This is a genomic window from Ignavigranum ruoffiae, from assembly GCF_900110675.1.
Classification (GTDB): Bacteria; Bacillota; Bacilli; order Lactobacillales; family Aerococcaceae; genus Ignavigranum; species Ignavigranum ruoffiae.
This window is the reverse complement of the sequence record NZ_FOEN01000006.1, coordinates 61,932-81,733: the sequence shown is the minus strand read 5'-3', so window position 1 is coordinate 81,733 and position 19,802 is coordinate 61,932. Positions and strand designations below refer to the sequence as shown.

Genomic DNA, 19,802 nt, shown 5'->3' with positions numbered 1-19,802 from the left:
AACGGCTGACTGTAAATTTCATATTAATAAAAGCTCGACAAAAGGATATCTTGTAAGAGCTCGATGATCGTGATCACAAATGAACCAGCGAGGTGTCCGATTGAAAGACTTACGATAATACACAAAAATTGGGCATAGGTGTAATTCTTCTGACTAAAGATTAGTCGCCAGTTAACTTTCTCTAAGAGAAAATAACTCATGTAGATGAATAAAATTCGGATTAATAGTACTGCCATACCATAAAAAACCGTCATTTATTCCAGCCACCTTTCTGACTCATTGTCATAATAGCACAAAAAAAAGGCAATTCAAATAACTTTTGGTTACATAATGATATCAAAAGTAACAAAGCAAGATGATATTAATAAACATAATCACCATTACTAAGCTAAAACTAAGGGATTAAATCTTTTTTGTTCAATAAATTAAAAATTTGCTTACTTGGGTCATTTACCTGGAGTATCAAACTATCGGGCACCGTCTTCCGCTTATTAATATAAGCTCCAGACTTACTTTAGGGCTCACTTCACATAAGCCTCAGGCTTCAAGGGACTGAGTGGGTAAAGTATGCTGATCCGATGGTTTTCTTCTCCAGCTATGACCTGATGTAAGCAAATAATCTCACGCTGTACAAATAAAACTAATCTCGCTCAAAAATATTTAACTAAAACAATTAAAAAGCGACCGTCCTTCAAAGCATTTACTTTCCCGGACTAAATCCTCTAGACAAGTTCTAACCGACAAGTCGCTAAGTCCTTGTAAGCTGCATGGATTTTCTTGTGTCTTGCGAGTATATCTGATTCGTATTATTTTAAAAAGGACGCTTAATCACTCGACCCTAATTTCTGTCTTAGGATTAGGGTTTATTTTATTAAATATATAGAAGCGTCGATGGCCATCTACTCGGTGTAAATAAAAGCCTGGTTCTGTGGCTTGTTGGCAAACGATAAATTCATCCTCCGTAACCGGGATACTTTCTTGATAAAGCTGCTCATATTGCGCCACAGTCAGCGCTTGGCGCTGATCAAGCTGATCCAACATAGACTCGATGTCCAGGTGTTTTTGGTAACCGTCTTGTAACTCGCCAATTAATAATTCAGCCACTGCCCCAGATCCATAAGAGAACAAAGCTAATTTATGACTTGGTTCAAAGCTCTCTTGATAAATTAATGAAGAAATTAAACTCAAGTAAAGTGATCCGGTATAAATATTGCCTACTCTTCTACCTAAGTATGTTGTCTGTGGATAGCGTTCCAGCCATAAGTCAACTTTTTCTTGAATCAGTGAATCTGAGTTCTGATCTCGTAGGGCTTTCAAAGCCTTCATTCCCATCTTCGAATATGGCAAATGAAAATGAATTGTTTCAAGTTCCGCTATGGTTTCCCGATCAATGTTTAGAAACTGACCCATTAAGCGAACAAAGATATCTTGATACAATTGGTTCGAGAATTTACCATCGACCAGAGCTTCACGACGATAATAAGGCCGCCAAAAATCAAATTGATTGCTAGTGTAAGCCAGGCTTTGTGAAGAAATTGCTAGGATGCTAGGATTGGCAGAAACCACAAAAGCCACGGCACCTGCTCCCTGTGTGACCTCTCCCGAGCTGCTTAGTCCATAACGCGAAATATCAGAAGTCAACACTAAGACTTTACGCTCTGGTCTTAAGCGCACATAGTCGCAGGCCATCTGCAAAGCAGCCGTCCCCGCATAACATGCTTCTTTAAATTCTACCGCACGTGCATAGGGCTGGATACCCAATAAATCATGTAAATAGACTGCCGCCGCCTTTGAAAAATCAAAGCTTGTTTCCGTCGCAAACAAGACCATATCAATTAGGTCTTTATCATCTTCTTCTAACAATGGATAAGCTGCATTGGCAGCCATAGCAATAATATCTTGTTCCAAGGGCGCAATCGCCATTTGATCTTGGCCGATACCAATGGTATATTTATCAGGATCCTGTTGGCGAGCCTGGGCTAATTCTCTCAAGTCTAGATAAAAGCGCGGAACATAAAAATTAATTCGATCAATTCCAACTGACAAGAAAGAACCTCCTCTCATTTCAAATCATAAGATAAAGTTCATTGTACTAAAATTTTAAACAAGTGCAAAGCTATTTCTGCCCACGAAACCGTTTTAAAACCTCCAAAGCAATCTGAGAATTCATTCTTGGCTCTTTAACTAAGGCCTTAACCACTTGACTGACCTCTTCAGGTTTGGCTCCGACCTGCATCAGCAAATTACGAGCCTGCATCGTCATATGTCCTTTTTGAATCCCGTCGGTCACTAAGGCTTTCACGGCCGAGAAATTCTGAGCCAGGCCAACCGCCGTTGCAATCATGGCTAGCTCTTTGGCTGAAGGACGACCTAAAACATCCAAGACCCATTGAGCAGTCGGATGACTAGCCAGGGATCCACCAACGGTTGCTAAGGGTAAGGGGATTTCTAATTCACCATAAAGATATCGCTCGCGGATTTCCCAAGTCGACAAGGGTTGATAATGTCCTAAACGAGCAGCATAGGCATGAGCGCTAGCGCTAGTGGCTCGCAAATCATTCCCTGTGGCTAAAACAACTCCATCAATCCCGTTCATAATGCCCTTATTATGCGTGGTTGCCCGGTAAGGGTCAATTTTTGCATAATCACTCGCTTTCTGAATTTGTTTAGCAATGTGCTCTCCTTCTGCTTCCGATTTTCCTAAACGCTTAAACGGAAGAGAAACCTGAGCTCGAGTTAAGGATGTTTCATTATAATTTGAGAGGATGGCCATTAATACTTTCCCTGAACTTATTTCTTCAATAGGTTGACATAAGCCTTCCAAGACAGTATTAATCGCATTAGCGCCCATCGCATCGCATGGGTCAAAACTTAGATAACAACATAAATATTGCGCCATCACGTTTTGTTTCTGTTCGAAGCGAATGTCCCGTGGTCCGCCCCCACGATTTACCATGCTTTGTGAATAACTGCGAGCGATCGCCAGTAATTCTTCTCTTTGATCCATTAGTTTGGCCATTGCTTGTGGTATATTTGGCAGGTTTTCAATAATAATTTGGCCAACCAAGGTCTTCTCTTCTTGACTTACCCGGATATTTCCCAGAATTTTGGCTCCATGGCTGGCAGCCGCAATCACGGAGGGCTCTTCGACGGCCATCGGAATAATATATTCGTGATCATTAATCACAAAATTGACCGCTAAGCCTAAAGGCAAGCTATAGCAAGCGATTACATTTTCAACCATTTGTTCAGCAACTTCAATGGGTAAATCAGGCACCTGACCAGTCAGTCCCGTTTGCTGATTTAAGCGGGCTAGTCGTTCTGCTCGAGATAATTTATAAAAGCCGCTCCACTTAGAATCTTGCACGACTATCGTCCTCCTAAATAAAAATATCCACCCATTAGATAGAATGGGTGGACAACTTCATTCTATTATTTGGTACCAAAAATCCGGTCTCCAGCATCCCCTAGACCAGGAATAATATAACCATTTTCATTTAATTTTTCATCTAAAGCCGCTGCATAAATATCCACATCTGGGTGTGCTGATTGTAAAGCCATGACGCCTTCAGGGGCAGCCACCAAACAAACAAAGGTGATATTTTCTGGTAAGACTTTGTATTTTTGAGTTAGTTGATTCAAGGCTGCGATAGCAGAGCCCCCAGTAGCTAACATGGGGTCAACTACAAAGACTTGACGTTCTTCAATATCTTGAGGAAGTTTAGCAAAATATTCAATCGCTTCTAAGGTTTCTTCGTCCCGATACATCCCAATATGACCTACGCGAGCTGCTGGAATAAGATTAATAATCCCATCAACCATCCCAAGGCCTGCTCGTAGAATGGGTACGATTGCCAATTTTTTACCGGCTAATCTTTTTTGTGTCGTGGTGACTAAAGGCGTCTCAATCTGGCAATTTTCTAGAGGAAGATCCCGGGTCACTTCATAAACCATCAACATAGCTATTTCATTCGTTACCTCACGAAAGACTTTGGTCGAAGCTTCCTTATCCCGAATTAAGGTTAACTTATGTTGAATTAAGGGATGATCTACAATCACAAATTTTGACATATTTTTCCTCCTATATATTAATCTATTTCCAACTTGACCAATCTGATCTGTTGTATTATAGCACATGTTGACTAGCCTTGCTTAATCGATTCATATAAGCGCGAGCCTGCGGATTCGTTGAATCAAGGCCTTGCGCGATAATGACTTCTACCGGTCGTTGATCGAAATAACGCAAACCAGCATACAAATTTCGCGTCGCTGTCAAGATATCACCCGGAGCTCCTAAAGAATAAGTGACAGCTACTTGGTCTTTCAAGCGATCGCATAGGCTTTGATCAGCTAGAAGTCCTATTGCGCTAGGCAATTGATCAATCAATAACTGCCAATCAGCCAAGTCTGCACTCGCTGGCACTAAATAAACTGGCTGTTTGGGGGCATAATGTTTATATTTAACCCCAGGACTCATCACTTTCTCACCTGAAAGTTGTTCTTGGGCCGTCTTTTCCACCACCGGTACATCAACATATTCTTGAATCATGTCAGCTGTAATATAACCCGGTCTCAGAATGGTGATCTGATCATCTGTCGGATAGACCACGGTTGACTCGACACCAATTTCGGTTAAGGGTTGACGATTAGCTACCACTCCAGCGATTTTGCCAGAAAAATCATGTAGAACATGCTCAACCTGAGTCGGACTCGGTTTGGTCGAAAGATTCGCCGACGGCCCTACCAAAGGAAAGCCGACCATATCAATTAATAATAGGGTCTCAATTTGATTTGGCATTCGTAAGCCAACACTAGGTTGATGGTTAGTTGCTAAGGGTGAAATCAAATGTTCATTGGTGGGAAAGATAATGGTCAAAGGTCCAGGCCAAAAAGCTTCCATTAATTTTTGGGCCCATGGATGAATTTCGGTAACATAATTCTTGACCGAATCGATACTCGATACATGAACGATTAAAGGATTGTCTGCAGGTCGTCCCTTAACTTCAAAGACTTTGGCAATGGCTTGATCATTGTTCGCCATTGCCCCAAGTCCAAAAACGGTCTCCGTAGGAAAGGCTACGAGTTGGCCTGCCTTGAGTTGTTCAGCGGCATCTTTTAATTGATTCGGATAATAGACTTTAGTATCTATCACTACTATCTCCTTCTAACTTTCTATCGTAATAAAGCGGTCCAAGCCATTAAAATCTTGGTGAATACTGATTTGCCGATAATCAGAATGTTTATGGAAGATTTGTTTAAGCGCCTGAGCTTGTTGGTAACCCATCTCCAGAATCATCTGCCCACCAGGTTTCAAGTGTTGGCTAGCCACTTGGGCGAGGTCTTGATAGATGACTAAGCCATGATAATCAGCAAATAAAGCCACTTTCGGTTCATATTTTATCACACTTTGGTCCATCAAATATAGTTCATCCTGACCAATGTAAGGTGGATTACTGACAATGAGATCAAAGCTTTCTTCGGCAAGATTGCTAAAAAGATCTGAAAGACACCAGTGAACATCAACCTGGTAACTTTGACCATTCAATCGCGCAATTTCTAAAGCCGCTGCTGAAATATCACTAGCAACCATGTCAATTTCTGGATAATCTAGCTTTAAATTAATTGCCAAAACACCGGTCCCGGTGCCAATATCTAAAACACGGGCTTGAGGATGCTTTAATAAAAAGGACCTAGCTAAGGTTAAAATCCCCGTCGTTTCTTCACGAGGTATTAAAGTTGCCGGACTGACTTGAAAGCGACGCCCATTAAAGTCTTGGTAACCAACGATATACTGGATAGGTTCATCTTGAACAATTCGAGCAAAGCCGTCTTGCAAGTATAAACAGGTTTGCTGACCTAGTGTCTGGTCTTTATTATTTACATAATCAGTCAAGGTCCAATCCATTAACCATAACAAATACATACGACTATGTTCGGCTGGAAACTGATGGGTTCGCAAAAAAATGGAAGCCCATGCTAGAGCTTCCTTAAAAGTTGACTTAGAGCTGATTTCCATTCAGTTCCTCCAATTTTTGCGTTTGATCATATAAAATAAGCGCATCGGTAATCTCAGCCAATTCTCCATTCAAAATCTTATCCAATTGTTGAATACTTAAGCCAATTCGATGGTCAGTCACCCGGTTTTGCGGGAAATTATAGGTTCGAATGCGTTCCGACCGGTCACCCGTTCCAACTTTCAATTTTCGGTCAGCATCGTATTCCGCTTGAGCTTCACTGGTAACTTTGTCATAGACACGAGCCCGTAACACTTTCATCGCTTTTTCACGGTTCTTTAACTGCGAACGTTCATCCTGCATCGCGACCACAATGTTAGTTGGAATATGGGTTAAGCGTACTGCAGAAGCCGTCTTATTAACGTGCTGCCCACCAGCTCCGGAAGCATGATAAATATCGACCCGAATATCGTTCTCATCCAAATCAAAATCAATCTCTTCTTGTTCTGGCATGACTACGACCGTTGCCGTCGATGTATGTACCCGACCTTGAGATTCAGTCTCTGGTACCCGTTGAACGCGGTGAGCCCCATTCTCATATTTCAATTTACTATACACCTTGTTACCCGTAATCATTAGGGTGACTTCTTTATAACCACCAATGCCAGTGATATTGGCATCTAAAATTTCAGTCCGCCAACCCTGTTGATCAGCAAATTTCGTGTACATATTCAATAGATCTCCAGCAAAGAGTTGAGCTTCGTCACCACCAGCCGCTCCGCGGATTTCCATAATGATGTTTTTACCATCATTCGGATCTTCTGGAATCATCAATAACCGAATATCAGCTTCAAGTTTATCCTTCTCCTCTTTTAAAGAAGACAATTCTTCTTTAGCCATTTCGGTAAACTCAGCAGAATTGTTCTCATTGAGCAATTCTTCTGTGTCGGTAATTTCAGAGAGAACTTCTTTATATCGTTTAATTTTTTCGACTTTGGGACGAAGGTCTGCTTCTTCAATAGTCAAGTCACGCAAACGTTGGGTATCGGCAATTACACTAGGGTCAGCTAATAATTCATTAATTTCTTCATATCTAATGAGGATAGTATCTAACTGTTCAAACACATTGTCACTCCTTTAATTAATCAGTTAAGCGGCCGGGATTTTTATAACACTTCCGGCAAACGGGTAAATAAGATTCATTGCCACCGATTTGAACCTGTTCTCCTTGGTAAACCGGCTTACCATCGTGAAAGCGTAAATTCATCGTTGCTTTCTTATGACAGAACCAACAAATTGTCTTGATTTCTTCAATTTTATCAGCATAAAGTAGTAAATATTTAGACCCTTCGAATAATTCGTTGGAGAAATCATTCTTTAAACCAAAAGCCATCACCGGAATATTCAGGTCATCAACAATCCGAGCCAATTGCAAGACATGAGCCTTGGTCAGAAATTGCGATTCATCAACTAACACGCAATATAAATCCTCTTCTTCAGCTTGAATTAACTCGAAGATATCAGTATCAGAGTAGACGGGAGTCGCTGCCCGTTCAAATCCTGTTCGGCTGGCAATTTGCCCCACGGCTTTTCGATTATCGATGGCTGAAGTTAAAATTTTCACCGCTTTATTCTGTTCTTCATAATTATGAGCTACCTTGATAATTTCAATGGATTTACCTGAATTCATCGCCCCATATTTAAAATATAACTTCGCCACACTCCAACACTCCTTTTACTTACTTTCAAGTACTTATAATAGAATAAGATTGCTGACTCGTCAATCTAGGCTGGCGAGCTTTTATTATAATCTTTGTGATTTGGCCGAATCAAGGGTATATTAGAAGTATAGACTGTTCGAAAATTTTTATAGCTTGTTTTTTCCAGATAAGGTAAAATGAGTCAATAGAAAATCTATCGATTAAAGGAGAAGAACCATGTCATTAAAAAGTCAATTAGCCAAAACACTGGGTAAGTTATCATATTGGACACTCAATCGTTTTACCCAAGGAGGCACAAGTTTCCCCGGAAAATTAGCTGCGACAATTGACCCTGAAATCCTTAGTCATCTGGCTAGAGATTATGATGTGGCCATCGTAACCGGAACCAATGGAAAAACCTTAACCACCTCTCTAGCAGTTCATGCTTTAAGAATGAAGTATCCTGAAGTGCTTACCAATTCTTCTGGCTCAAATATGGTTCAAGGGATTATCTCGACCTTTCTTGGGGCTAAAAATAAGACGCACTCAGAACGTCGTTTAGCGGTGCTTGAAGTTGACGAAGGATCGCTCAAACATGTTGTAAAATATCTTAAGCCCAAGGTTTTCGTTCATACTAATTTATTCGAAGACCAACTCGACCGATATGGCAGTATTGAAGCAGTGCTCGATCTATTAACCTCGGCCGCCGTCGAAGTTCCTGAAGCCATGGTGATTGCCAACGGTGACTGTCCAATCCTTCAAGCAAAAGATACACCAAATCCCCACAAATACTTTGGTTTCCAATTATTAAATTCGCAAGATTTGGCTTCTAATGAGACAAAAGAACAAACATGTCCAAAATGCCAGCACCCCTTGCAATATAAAGCACGGACGTATGGTGAGCTGGGGGATTATTATTGTCAGCACTGTTTCTTTAAACGACCCCCATTGGAATACGCAGTGACCTCGGTCGATCAATTAAATCTATCAGGTTCGCAATTTACGATTAATGAGTTTCCGCTACAAATACCGGTAGCGGGTATCTATAATATTTATAATGCTTTAGCTGCCTTTGCCCTAGCCCATTATTTTGGCGTGGAACCCCAAGATATCGCGGTCGGCTTCAAAAAAATCAAACCTGTCTTCGGCCGTCAAGAACAGATTAATATTGCGGATCATCAAGTTACCATGAACTTAGTCAAGAATCCTGTTGGTTTTAATCAAATTGTCGACATGCTCTCATTAGAAAAACAAGAAAGCGATTTGGTGGCAATTTTCAATACGAATTATGCAGATGGCACCGATATTTCTTGGATCAATGAAGCTGATTTTGAAAGTCTGAAGGAACAACCTTTCCAGCAAGTCTATACTGGAGGAAGTCAAGCACAAGCTCTTCAAGAACGTTTCAGTCAAGCGGGTTTTGCTCAAGAAAATATTCATCCTGTCAGCGATTATGACCAAATCATCGAATTGATAAAAGCCAGCCCACGTCGACAAATTCATATCTTAGCCTCTTATACAGCAACCTTAGAATTCCGTAAGTTGTTAATCCAACAAGGTTATTTAAGCGAATAAAACACTGATTGATCGTCCAATCATAGAACCCCATTGATTTAGTATCTTTGAAGGTTAATCCTTCATCTTACTAAGTCAATGGGGTATTTTTTAAAATCCGGGATGTTGAGCCATGAATTCAATTTCGCTAGGCGTCGAAATTCGACCCAATGCTTGATTGCGATGTGGATATCGTCCAAATTGAAGAATAATATCGCGATGAGCTTGTTCATACTTTAAATAACGTTCCAGGCCCGGTTGAGCAAATAATTCTAGAGCCCGTTCATGAATCGTTATAGATTCTGAGTGCATCAAAGGCATATAGATAAAGGCTTTTTGATCTGGACTAAGCACAGATAGATCATGATAAGCTATGGCTTCTTGGGCTAATACTAAGGCCATCCCATCTTGGCTAAAAGCTCGAGCCTGACCACGATAGAGATTTCGTGAGAATTGGTCAAGCAGGATAATTTCTGCTAAACGACCCAATAAAGTCGCCCGCCAAGTAAATAATTCTGCTTGACTGGCTTGCTGGTGAAGCTCCTTAAAGTGATCTGCAATGGTCTGATCTAAATCATCATCTTTATTAAACCAATCCCTGTACGTTAAGTCAGTAAACCAAAATTCAATAATGTCTTGAGCTTCCATCGACTTCATCCTTTCTCTTGTTTACGCTATAAGATAATTACTATTTTAAAAAGAATTTGATCTTGACAACATCCGAGATGAATGATCATTAACTGGTAAGACTACTTTAACCAAGCCAAAGCATCAAGAGGATAGGCATAAAAATGGCCGGAGTAAAATTCAAAACTTTAAATTTAGTGATTTCAAGAATATTTAAACCCAGGGCGACGAGCAAGATAGACCCCATACAAACCACTTCACTAATAACCGGTTGAGGTAAGAGTGGCGATAAAAAAGAGGCCCCTAGAATCAGACCACCTTCTAAGATCAATACCGAAAAGGCGGATAACACCACTCCTGGACCCAGAGAAGAAGCTAAAAGAATCGATGTAATGGCATCTATAATACTCTTGGTATACAAAGTAGTATTGTTGCCTAATAAACCACTTTCTAAGGCACCGATAATCGACATGGAGCCAACACAGGTCAACATTGTTCCCGAGATAAATCCTTGAACCCAATCGATTTGTGAAGCACTGTTCCTACGGACCAGTCGAGCACCTAAACTATTAGCAAACTGAATCACTCGAGCATCGATATCCAGAAGTTCACCAATAAATACCCCTAATATCATAGACAGAATCATAACTAAAGTATTCTTTCCTTGCATAATTCCGGCAATGCCCATGGCCATAATTGCCAGGCCGATGGCTTCCATGAGACGTTGATGGAGGTTGTAAGGAATTCCTTTTTTTAATAATAGGCCTATTAGACCTGACACTGTGACAACAATGGCATTAATAACCGCGCCCAATCCATTTCCTCCTTCATAAAATAATTATTTATCATGAATCATTTTTAAATGTTCGTCGAAAAGTATGTCTGCTTTGACCTGCCAGGTATAATTGCCCTGAAAGCTTAACTGATTGGCTAAGGTGAGTTGAGACCAATATACGTCATAGATATATGCGGATGTCAAAGGCTTGACCAGACGATGCAAATTTGGCAGTCGACCGTAGCCACTAGTAGGTAAATAGACTTTTAAAGTCAGGGCTTTACCTTGGGAATTTTGCTGATAGAACGCCTTATCGATGACAAAAACTTTTTGAATTTTTTGCTGGTCGCGGGGACCGATGTACTTGGGCAGAACATTCTTAACCAGACTATCTTCCGTCATAAATTGACGGCCAGCTAAATCTAAAGTCAAAGTCAGATCTTGCGGTTCTAGTAAATAAATCGAATCGGCTTTATTCTCTAGAAGCAAGTCCACACTGAGTAGGAGTTGTCCCTGCGGAAATTGCTGAAAGAGTTGACGATACTCAGGTCTAAGTTTTAAATCACACAATTCCATCTTGTTCAGCTGAAGATTTACTGAACCCTGCTGAAGATTTTCAGGTCCTTGAAGGCGACTCACGAGCTGCTTGTCGCCCCACCATTCCTGACTAGGTAGATCCTGAATAAATTGTTGTGTTTCTAGAATGCGTTCAGCAATGGTCTGATTAAGTGGGAGCACTAAGGAATAGTTTCCCTCTGGGCTGGCCAACCCATTTGTCTCCGATTGAAGCGGTTTAAATTCATTTTGCCAACTTTTTAGAACTAATTCTAAGTAACCCTGTCGCATTCCAGTAAAATATTGTCGAGCAGACAGCTGAAACATTAAATAGCCTTCAATCGTTTGTTCGGGTTCTATGACTCGTTTTGTATTGTCCAAGATGGCTTCCAAGTAACCAAATTCTAATGGATAAACAGATTTATCCGTGGCCTTTTCTGCTGGCTTGTCGTCTTCGAGACCGATAAAATTATTAGGAATATATAAATTTTGCTCAGCATAATTACTTATCGCCACATTAATCAAAAGCAAGCCCTCTTGATTCTGTTGACGGGGGCGATCTTGATATTCTGACCGCCCTTTTACGCCATAGAAAGAAATGCTGTTAACTTGAATTTGACCCTCATTTAATAGTAAACGGGGGCCATTTTGACTCTGAAATTCACGCTGAATCTGGATATAGTGATTATCCTCTAAGATAGCTTGATCAACTTCTTGGAGCTCAGGAACTAAGCGAAGATCAAAAGGCAAGACATCTTGAACATCAAAGACCGGCTCCTGCTCCTCTGTTTCACTGACTTGTGCTTGAATTTCTGGCCTAAGCACCGTTGAGAGACCGATTAATAATACACAAAATAAGCTAATCCATTGGCATGGATTTAGATGTTTGTTCATGATTCACCCCGATAATATCACTCTCGTCATACAAACCTGACTTCACTTGATAAATCACAAATAATTCTTTAACAATCACTTTAATCACTGCATAAATTGGGACCCCAAGAATCACACCTGTTAAGCCGAATAATTTCCCCGCACCTAATAAAATAAATAAAATGGTGACTGGGTGGATTTGTAAGTTATTTCCTAAGACTTGAGGCGCCACAATCCGCCCTTCAATCGTTTGTTCAACCATCACTGCAATCAAAAATTTAAAGACCATCATATGCCCCATAAATAAAGCAATAAAGAAGGCCGGAATAAATGAAATAATCGATCCCAAATAAGGAATCACATTTAAGATTCCTGCTAAGACCGCCAAAGAAATCCCGTAATCTAACCCTATGATGGCATAAAGAATAGCAAACATAATTCCCACAATAATGGCGACCATAATCTGGCCACGAATATATTGGGAAATTTGGTAGTTACAATTGTATAGGACTCGCTTGAACCAATCGCGTTGTTTGCTCGGTACCAATTTAATCAATTGGTTAGGCACATTCTGTCCTTGCAGAAGCAAATAATATAATACAACTGGAATCGTCACCAGTCCTGCCACAACCTGGGTGACGGTCCCAATGACGCCACCAATGTTTTCAATCGAACGGGTAATCATTTGATTTAAATTCTCCCCTAGAGCCTGCAAGTCTATTGATTCTAGAATGTTATTCATAAAAGTTCCAGAATTTCCTTGGCTACTATTCTTCCGCATATCCTCAAGAAGATTACCAAATTGCTCAATATAGAAGGGTAGATTCTCAATAAAAGAATTGGTTTGATTCTGTAGCACTGGGAATAAGCTCAGACTTCCCCAGACCAGGAGAATAATAATTACTAGAAAAATAATCCAAATGGAAAATTGGCGCTTCACACCATAGACTTCCAACCTTTCAATCATGGGGATAAATAAATAATACAAGACCCCAGCTCCAATAATCGGAAAACCGATGATTGAAAATAATTGTCCCAGGGGACTAAACAAGTAGGATATTTGAGTCAATAGAAAAATAATTAAAATAAAGATTAAAATACCAAATAAAGTGACGATCGTTTTGTTACTAAATAAGCGATCGACAAATGGTTTTTTACTTTCTTTTTGTGAGGGGTTCATTCTGATCACCTTCCCTTTACGCTCTGCTTATTCTATCATAGTTTGGCCGAAATTTCTTTTTTTAATAAAATATCTAGCAAATATTTATGTTATACTTATCAATGTATCAATGCTCTTGAAAGGAGTTCTTTATGAAACAAAAATTTATTTTCGGTGGCTATACTAAACGCATCAATCAAGGGATTCATGAGGCCATCCTTGATTCTGAAACCGGTAAATTAGAAAACTCCCGTTTGATTTTTAAATTAGATAAACCTACTTATGTCTGCACAGATAAAGCCCATTCCACCCTTTTTGCCTTGATTCAGGATGGCAATCAAGCTGGGGTTATTGCTTTACAGGAAAAAGATCAGCGTTGGCAAGAAATCGATCGCTGTCTAGCCAGCCAAATTAATGCCTGCCATATTAGCTATTATGAACCTTGCCAGACCCTTTACTTAGCGAATTATCACCAAGGATGCATTGATGTTTATCAATTTCAACAGGAACAATTAAGCCATCTTCAAAAAGTGGCCGTCAAAGAATTTCACCCAGACTTATCAGCGCCAGTGCAAATGCATTTTACCTGGGCCGATCCTAGTCAAAAGCTATTATATGCCTGTAATTTAGGGCAAGACCTGATCGAACTATTCGATATTAAAGAAGATGGTCAACTGGTTTATCGGCAAAGCTTTAGTTTAGCTGAAGGTGTGGGGCCGCGCCACTTCATCCACCATCCAACATTACCGATCATTTATGTTATTGGTGAATATGACAATTATATTCATCGGATGACCGTCAACGAAAATGACCAACTCATTGAGCAAGATGCTGTTGCCGCCTTGGATCAAGATCAGTTGAGAGAAGCTAGTGGCGCAGCCATCAAAATGACTCGCGATGGTAAGTTTCTATACTGTTCAACCCGTTTTGCCAACTACATTTCTGTCTTTGCTGTCGATGAACAAGGTCAGTTAGAACGGATTCAAAGTATCGATACCGTTGGCCAAATTCCGCGTGATTTCGCCCTTGACGAAAATGAAGAATATTTATTAGTTCCTCACCAAGATAGTGATTTTGTCAGTGTATTCCGACGCAATCCTCAAGATGGTCGCTTGAAATTTGCCAATAATGATACGGAAATTCCTGAAAGTGTATCTATCATTCCCTTCTAAAATGAAACGATAATATCGAATAACCCTCGCAGATAGTTTCTGCGAGGGTTATTTTTATTAATAGACTTTCTTATATTTATTTAACGCGGATGCTACCAATCTTGTCGCCACGTTTAACCGGGCCATATTGATCGATAATCATTTCTTCAACCGTTTCATTGCCATTGGTCAAAATAACAATCATAATATCATCTTTGCCTGCTTCCTTAATCGCTGATAAGTCGATTTTTGCTAAGTCAGTATTGGGAGAGACCTGATCCCCTTCTTGAACCTGAACCTCAAAAGGTGCCCCCTCTAGAGCCACAGTATCAATCCCGAAATGGAGTAGAATTTCTACTCCGGAATTTTTCAAAGCAATGGCATGTTTAGTTGGAAAGACATTTAAGATTTCAGCTTGGCAAGGTGATTGAACTTCGCCATTGGTAGGCTTGAAAGCAAAGCCGTCCCCCATCATACGTTGAGCAAAGACCGGATCCTCTACCTCTTCAATCGACACTAATTCACCATCAACCATCGCAAATAGGTCGAATTCTTTGACTTTCTCTTCTTTGTTTTTATTTTTTCTCAAAAAATCAAACATCTTCTCATCCTCTCTTTAAATTTATTTCATTTTAACATAAACTTATGTTACACTCTATTATCGGAACTGAAATAAGTTCGGATTATTTCTCTGAATATCAATTTTTAAAGGAGTAGCCGATGGAAAATATAGATATACTTGAATTAATTAAAATTATTATCCTTAGTGTTGTTCAAGGAATTACTGAATGGTTGCCAATTTCTTCTACCGGTCATATGATTGTGATTGAAGATTTTATGCCACTAAGCTTAAGCAGTAACTTCCGTGAGCTCTTCTTAGTCTTAGTCCAATTAGGTTCCATTATCGCCGTTTTGGTCCTTTACTTCCAAAAATTAAATCCTTTTAGTTTAAGTAAAGACCCTGGAGAACGGAAACAAACCTGGATTCTATGGTTAAAGGTCGCCTTTGCTTCGCTACCAGCCGTGCTCTTTGGCTTTGTACTTGATGATTATATGGATGAATATTTCTATAACCCGGTGGTTGTGGCCATTGCCTTGATTGTCTATGGGATTGGCTTTATTTGGATTGAAAGTCACAAACAAGGTAAGCATGCCTTTCAAATTCAAACCTTGGCTGACTTATCTTTCGCCACAGCCTTTAAGATTGGCCTCTTCCAAGCCTTAGCCATTATTCCAGGAACCTCACGCTCAGGTTCAACCATTATTGGTGCCTTAATTCTCGGCGCGTCTCGCTTCGTTGCGACCGAATTTTCTTTCTTCATGAGTGTCCCCATTATGTTTGGTGCCAGTCTGATGAAACTGGTCAAATTAGGCTTTGGCTTAACAAGTCTAGAATATGTTTATCTAGGCATCGGTATGGTCATTGCTTTTATCGTTTCCATCTTAGCGATTAAGTTCCTTTTATCTTATATCAAACGACATGACTTTAAAGCGTTTGGATATTATCGAATTATCCTCGGTGCGCTGATTTTGCTCTACTTTGTGCTTAAATAATAGTATATTAGCTTCCATCTAACCTAGATCGTGGCAAAGCCCCTCCAACGGCTTTGTTATGATCTGGGTTATTTTAAAAAACAATACTATTAACCAAATTAGTCCTGCCAACATCAATAAAAAGAAAACTTAGATTGATTCAAGAGATAGTTGTATTTAGAATGATTCTAATGTATAATAGGGTTATAGGAGGTTATGCTTATGCAATCAATAAAAAGTTGGGTTAAAGAAAATAAAGAAATGACGCTGACTATTATCAGTGGTCTGCTAATCATTATTGGCTTTATCCTTAAATATTCACAAACAAATGATACAAGTGTGCCTATTTTTATCTTGGCTTTCTTAATTGGAGGCTATAATTCAGCTAAAAACGCCTATTTAGAATTAGTTCAAGATTATCATCTGAGTGTGGACGTCTTAATGATTCTAGCAGCAGTAGGTGCTTGTATTATCGGTTATTGGACGGAAGGTGCCTTGCTCATCTTTATCTTCTCACTTTCAGAATCCCTTGAAGTTATGGCCATGGCTAAAAGTCGCGATGCCATTACTAAATTAATGAAGATGACACCGGATACCGCCCGCAAATATAATAACGATGGTCAAATTATTGAAGTTCCCACCAATGAATTAAAGATCGGTGATAAGGTTCAAGTTCGTAAAGGAGAATCTGTTCCTATCGACGGGAAACTTCTTAGCAAACATGCGGTAATTAATGAAGCCTCCATTACCGGTGAACCCGTTCCTGTGACTAAGGAAACAGGTGACGATGTGATTGGCGCGACCATCAATGAAGAAGAAACCTTTGATATGGAAGTCAGTGTTGAGAATGAGGACACCCTCTTTTCCAAAATTATTAAAATGGTTGAAGAAGCGCAAAATTCTCCTTCAAAAACTGATAGTTTTATTAAAGGAATTGAAGACAACTATGTCAAGATTGTCTTAATTGCTGTTCCCCTATTCATTATTCTAGCCCCATCTATCTTTGGTTGGACCTTATCAGAAGCCTTCTATCGAGGCATGGTCTTATTAACCGTCGCTTCACCTTGTGCCCTAGTAGCTTCAGCTGCCCCAACCAACTTATCAGCTATTTCAAGAGCGGCAAAGAAGGAAATTATCTTTAAAGGCGCGGATACCGTTGAGCAATTGACTGATCTTAAAGCGATTATCTTTGATAAAACAGGAACCTTAACGATTGGCAAACCCGAAGTCCACGAAGTATTCTATGAAGAAGCGGCTGATCGTCAAGCCGTTAATCAAGTCATTAAAGCAGCAGAGAATGGATCCACTCACCCAATTGCCACCGCAATATTGGATCATTTAGAAGATACTCCACTGATTCAATTAGATGACGTGAAAGATATCACCGGTAAAGGCTTAGAAGTTCAAGCATTCAATCAATCTTGGAAGATTGGTTCAAGAAACTTCGTTATTGATAACTTAACCGAAAAAATTGGCCAAGAATCTCTCGCCAAAATCGATGAGCTGCAAACCCAAGGAGCCACGGTCATCTACGTTTCAGCCAATAATCAATTACTGGCTTACTTTGCTTTAATGGATGAATTAAAGGCTGAAAGTAAATCAGCTATCGATGAACTTCATAAACTTGGGATTCAAACCGTCATGTTAACTGGAGACCAAGAAAAAACCGCCAAATATATTGCTAAAGAATTAGGAATTGATGAAGTGCGGGCCAATCTATTACCTCAGGATAAAGTCAGCCATGTGAAAGATTTGCAAGAGAAATATAACAGTGTGGCCATGGTCGGTGATGGAATCAACGATGCCCCTGCTTTAGCCACTGCCAATGTGGGGATCTCGATGGGTTCAGGGACCGACATCGCTATGGAAACTTCAGATATTGTCTTGATTAAAGATAGTCTAGATCAATTACCATTCGCCATTGGTCTATCACATAAGATGCATCAGATTACCAAGCAAAATATTATCTTCTCACTCTCTGTGATTGTCTTACTAATTATTTCCAATCTATTCCAAGCGATTAACTTGCCGATTGGTGTTGTTGGTCACGAAGGCTCGACTATTCTGGTCATTCTTAACGGTTTGAGAATGTTAGCTTATAATTATCAAAATAAAGCTTAACTTAAACCTATTGAAAAGATTACTTAACTTCAAAAAGATCCCCTAGACTTGGTCTGGGAGATCTTTTTTTTGGTCTCATGAATCGTAGCATTCTTTTTTAACGCAAAGAAAGAAAGATTACCATACAGATCAGCGAGCTTGATTGAATATAAATCCGATTCTATTCTTTTAGGCTAAGGCATTATCAGGTCGAATTTCAGTGACTCCTGACATATAAGGAACTAAGACTGGAGGAATTTTTACTGAACCATCGGCTTGTTGATAATTTTCTAATATCGCGACGACTGTTCGACCTACAGCTAGACCAGATCCATTCAAGGTGTGTAGGTACTCAGCCTTGCCATCGGTGTTCCGATAACGAATCATCGCCCGTCGTGCTTGGAAGTCTTCGCAATTAGAACATGAAGAAATTTCACGATAGGTATCCTGACCAGGAATCCAAGCTTCGATATCATAAGTTTTAGCCGCAGAAAAGCCCATATCTCCAGTACAAAGAACAATGGTCCGATAAGGAATTTCTAAAGCTTGTAAAATGCCCTCGGCTGCTTGTGTCATCTCTTCCAATTCTTCATATGAATGATCTGGATGAGCTAATTTGACTAATTCCACTTTATGGAACTGATGCATACGGATTAAGCCTCGGGTATCTCGACCCGCTGAGCCAGCTTCAGACCTGAAAGAAGGTGACATGGCCGTCATTTTCACTGGAAGCTGTTCAAGGTCTAAGATTTCTTGAGCGTAATAATTCGTTAAAGGAACTTCAGCTGTAGGAATTAAGACTAAGCCACGATCATCTTTGAGTTCAAAGACATCCTCTTTAAATTTAGGAAATTGACCAGTACCAAACATCGCCGTTTGATTTACCATATATGGTGGAATCATTTCACGATAGCCATTTTTCTGGGTATGGGTATCTAACATAAAATTATAAACAGCCCGCTCTAAGCGTGCCCCTAACCCGCGATAATATACAAAGCGCGCCCCGGCTACTTTTGCTCCCCGATCAAAATCTAAAATGCCTAAATTTTCTGCAATATCCCAATGATTTAACGGTTGGAAATCGAATTCCGGAAGGTCTCCCCATCGACGAATTTCTACATTATCATCTTCATCTTCACCAATCGGCACGTCTTCATGTGGTAGATTTGGTAAGCGAAATTCAATGGCTTCAATTTTCTGAACTAAGGTTTCTAACTCTTGATCCATGTCTTTAATATTGACACCGATTGCTTTCATTTCTTCGATTTTATCACTGGCATCCGCTTGTTGGCGTTTCAATTGAGCAATCTCGCCGGTCACTTGATTTCTGGTCTTCTTAGCTTCTTCGACTTTGACGATTAAATCACGACGTTGTTGGTCCAAATCCAGATAACGTTCCAATAGTTGCCGATCAACACCCCGGTGCGATAATTTCTCAGCGACTTGTTCAAAATTATTTCTTAATAATTTGCGGTCTAACATCGAATCCCTCCATAATTTTCATTAAAAAAATAGAGCCTTCTCCCATCTGGGACGAAGGCTCGTTCGCGGTACCACCCGATTTCAAATAGTGAAGACTTTAACCACTATTTACACTCACTATCCATAACGGGGATGGCCGACGCTATTTAATCAATCACTTGAGTTCATAGGTTGAATAAAGTGTGGATTCACAACTTACTTGTACAGTTTCCACCAGCCACTGTATCTCTATTCTGGCAAATAAGTTATTACTATTCACTTCTCATTTGTAAGTTTATTATAAGAATTTTATCTTTAAATGTCAACTTCCATCCTCGTTAACGAAGTCAAACATGCGCT

The 19,802-nt window shown here is 39.9% G+C and carries 18 protein-coding genes and 1 other annotated feature; of the genes, 4 read left to right on the top strand and 14 right to left on the bottom strand.

Annotated features, from left to right (window positions below; all coding sequences use genetic code 11):
• Positions 1-23 precede the first annotated feature (23 nt).
• From BMX34_RS06080 to BMX34_RS06045, 8 genes are all read right to left on the bottom strand, one after another.
• Positions 24-200 (bottom strand): DUF1146 family protein, encoded by a 177-nt coding sequence (locus BMX34_RS06080; protein WP_234971686.1) that lies wholly within the window; start codon positions 198-200, stop codon positions 24-26.
• Positions 201-828: 628 nt separating this feature from the next.
• Entirely contained in the window at positions 829-2,046 is a 1,218-nt protein-coding gene (locus BMX34_RS06075; protein WP_092571892.1) for a hydroxymethylglutaryl-CoA synthase, read from the bottom strand.
• 70 nt (positions 2,047-2,116) lie between these two features.
• Entirely contained in the window at positions 2,117-3,367 is a 1,251-nt protein-coding gene (locus BMX34_RS06070; protein ID WP_159428867.1) for a hydroxymethylglutaryl-CoA reductase, degradative, read from the bottom strand.
• 65 nt (positions 3,368-3,432) lie between these two features.
• On the bottom strand, positions 3,433-4,071 hold the full coding sequence (gene upp / locus BMX34_RS06065) for a uracil phosphoribosyltransferase (RefSeq protein ID WP_092571890.1): 639 nt from the start codon (positions 4,069-4,071) through the stop codon (positions 3,433-3,435).
• Between the two features lie 55 nt (positions 4,072-4,126).
• Entirely contained in the window at positions 4,127-5,152 is a 1,026-nt protein-coding gene (locus tag BMX34_RS06060) for an L-threonylcarbamoyladenylate synthase (protein WP_234971681.1), read from the bottom strand.
• A gap of 12 nt (positions 5,153-5,164) precedes the next feature.
• Positions 5,165-6,016 carry a peptide chain release factor N(5)-glutamine methyltransferase gene (gene prmC / locus BMX34_RS06055; protein ID WP_092571889.1) on the bottom strand — a complete coding sequence of 284 codons (852 nt, stop codon included), beginning with the start codon at positions 6,014-6,016 and terminating at the stop codon, positions 5,165-5,167.
• Positions 6,000-7,079: a peptide chain release factor 1 gene (gene prfA, locus BMX34_RS06050; RefSeq protein ID WP_092571888.1), complete on the bottom strand. Its 1,080-nt coding sequence runs from the start codon at positions 7,077-7,079 to the stop codon at positions 6,000-6,002. Before prfA ends, prmC begins: the two co-directional genes overlap by 17 nt.
• A 16-nt stretch (positions 7,080-7,095) precedes the next feature.
• Complete coding sequence (locus BMX34_RS06045; protein ID WP_092571887.1) at positions 7,096-7,674, bottom strand: thymidine kinase; 579 nt, start codon at positions 7,672-7,674, stop codon at positions 7,096-7,098.
• Positions 7,675-7,891: 217 nt separating this feature from the next.
• Between BMX34_RS06045 and BMX34_RS06040 the strand changes: the two genes are divergently transcribed.
• A complete protein-coding gene (locus BMX34_RS06040) occupies positions 7,892-9,229 on the top strand; it encodes a MurT ligase domain-containing protein (RefSeq protein WP_092571886.1) in 1,338 nt (445 codons plus the stop codon).
• A 90-nt stretch (positions 9,230-9,319) separates the two neighbouring features.
• Here BMX34_RS06040 and BMX34_RS06035 read toward each other — a convergent pair whose 3' ends face one another.
• The 4 genes from BMX34_RS06035 to BMX34_RS06020 all read right to left on the bottom strand — a co-directional run bounded on the left by BMX34_RS06035 (position 9,320) and on the right by BMX34_RS06020 (position 13,218).
• On the bottom strand, positions 9,320-9,856 hold the full coding sequence (locus BMX34_RS06035; RefSeq protein WP_200793420.1) for a DUF924 family protein: 537 nt from the start codon (positions 9,854-9,856) through the stop codon (positions 9,320-9,322).
• A gap of 106 nt (positions 9,857-9,962) precedes the next feature.
• The gene (locus BMX34_RS06030) at positions 9,963-10,649 is read right to left on the bottom strand and encodes a DUF554 domain-containing protein (RefSeq protein WP_092571884.1); all 687 of its coding nucleotides are present in this window, start codon (positions 10,647-10,649) and stop codon (positions 9,963-9,965) included.
• A 24-nt stretch (positions 10,650-10,673) separates the two neighbouring features.
• Positions 10,674-12,059 (bottom strand): hypothetical protein, encoded by a 1,386-nt coding sequence (locus BMX34_RS06025; protein ID WP_092571883.1) that lies wholly within the window; start codon positions 12,057-12,059, stop codon positions 10,674-10,676.
• Positions 12,025-13,218, bottom strand: coding sequence for an AI-2E family transporter (locus BMX34_RS06020; protein ID WP_092571881.1), 1,194 nt, complete (start codon positions 13,216-13,218; stop codon positions 12,025-12,027). The genes BMX34_RS06025 and BMX34_RS06020 overlap by 35 nt, the downstream gene beginning before the upstream one ends.
• Positions 13,219-13,349: 131 nt before the next feature.
• On the opposite strand from BMX34_RS06020, the gene BMX34_RS06015 reads away from it, so the two are divergent.
• Entirely contained in the window at positions 13,350-14,369 is a 1,020-nt protein-coding gene (locus BMX34_RS06015; protein WP_092571878.1) for a lactonase family protein, read from the top strand.
• 76 nt (positions 14,370-14,445) lie between these two features.
• Here the strand turns inward: BMX34_RS06015 and BMX34_RS06010 are convergent, their stop codons facing one another.
• A complete protein-coding gene (locus tag BMX34_RS06010) occupies positions 14,446-14,949 on the bottom strand; it encodes a PTS sugar transporter subunit IIA (protein WP_092571875.1) in 504 nt (167 codons plus the stop codon).
• Positions 14,950-15,068: 119 nt separating this feature from the next.
• Between BMX34_RS06010 and BMX34_RS06005 the strand changes: the two genes are divergently transcribed.
• Positions 15,069-15,902, top strand: coding sequence for an undecaprenyl-diphosphate phosphatase (locus BMX34_RS06005; RefSeq protein WP_200793419.1), 834 nt, complete (start codon positions 15,069-15,071; stop codon positions 15,900-15,902).
• A gap of 201 nt (positions 15,903-16,103) precedes the next feature.
• Positions 16,104-18,002, top strand: a complete 1,899-nt coding sequence (locus tag BMX34_RS06000) for a heavy metal translocating P-type ATPase (RefSeq protein ID WP_092571873.1) — start codon at positions 16,104-16,106, stop codon at positions 18,000-18,002.
• A gap of 168 nt (positions 18,003-18,170) precedes the next feature.
• On the opposite strand, the gene serS is transcribed toward BMX34_RS06000, so the two are convergent.
• Positions 18,171-19,463 (bottom strand): serine--tRNA ligase, encoded by a 1,293-nt coding sequence (serS, locus tag BMX34_RS05995; RefSeq protein WP_092571871.1) that lies wholly within the window; start codon positions 19,461-19,463, stop codon positions 18,171-18,173.
• 44 nt (positions 19,464-19,507) lie between these two features.
• Positions 19,508-19,737, bottom strand: a binding site (T-box leader).
• Positions 19,738-19,802: the final 65 nt, after the last annotated feature.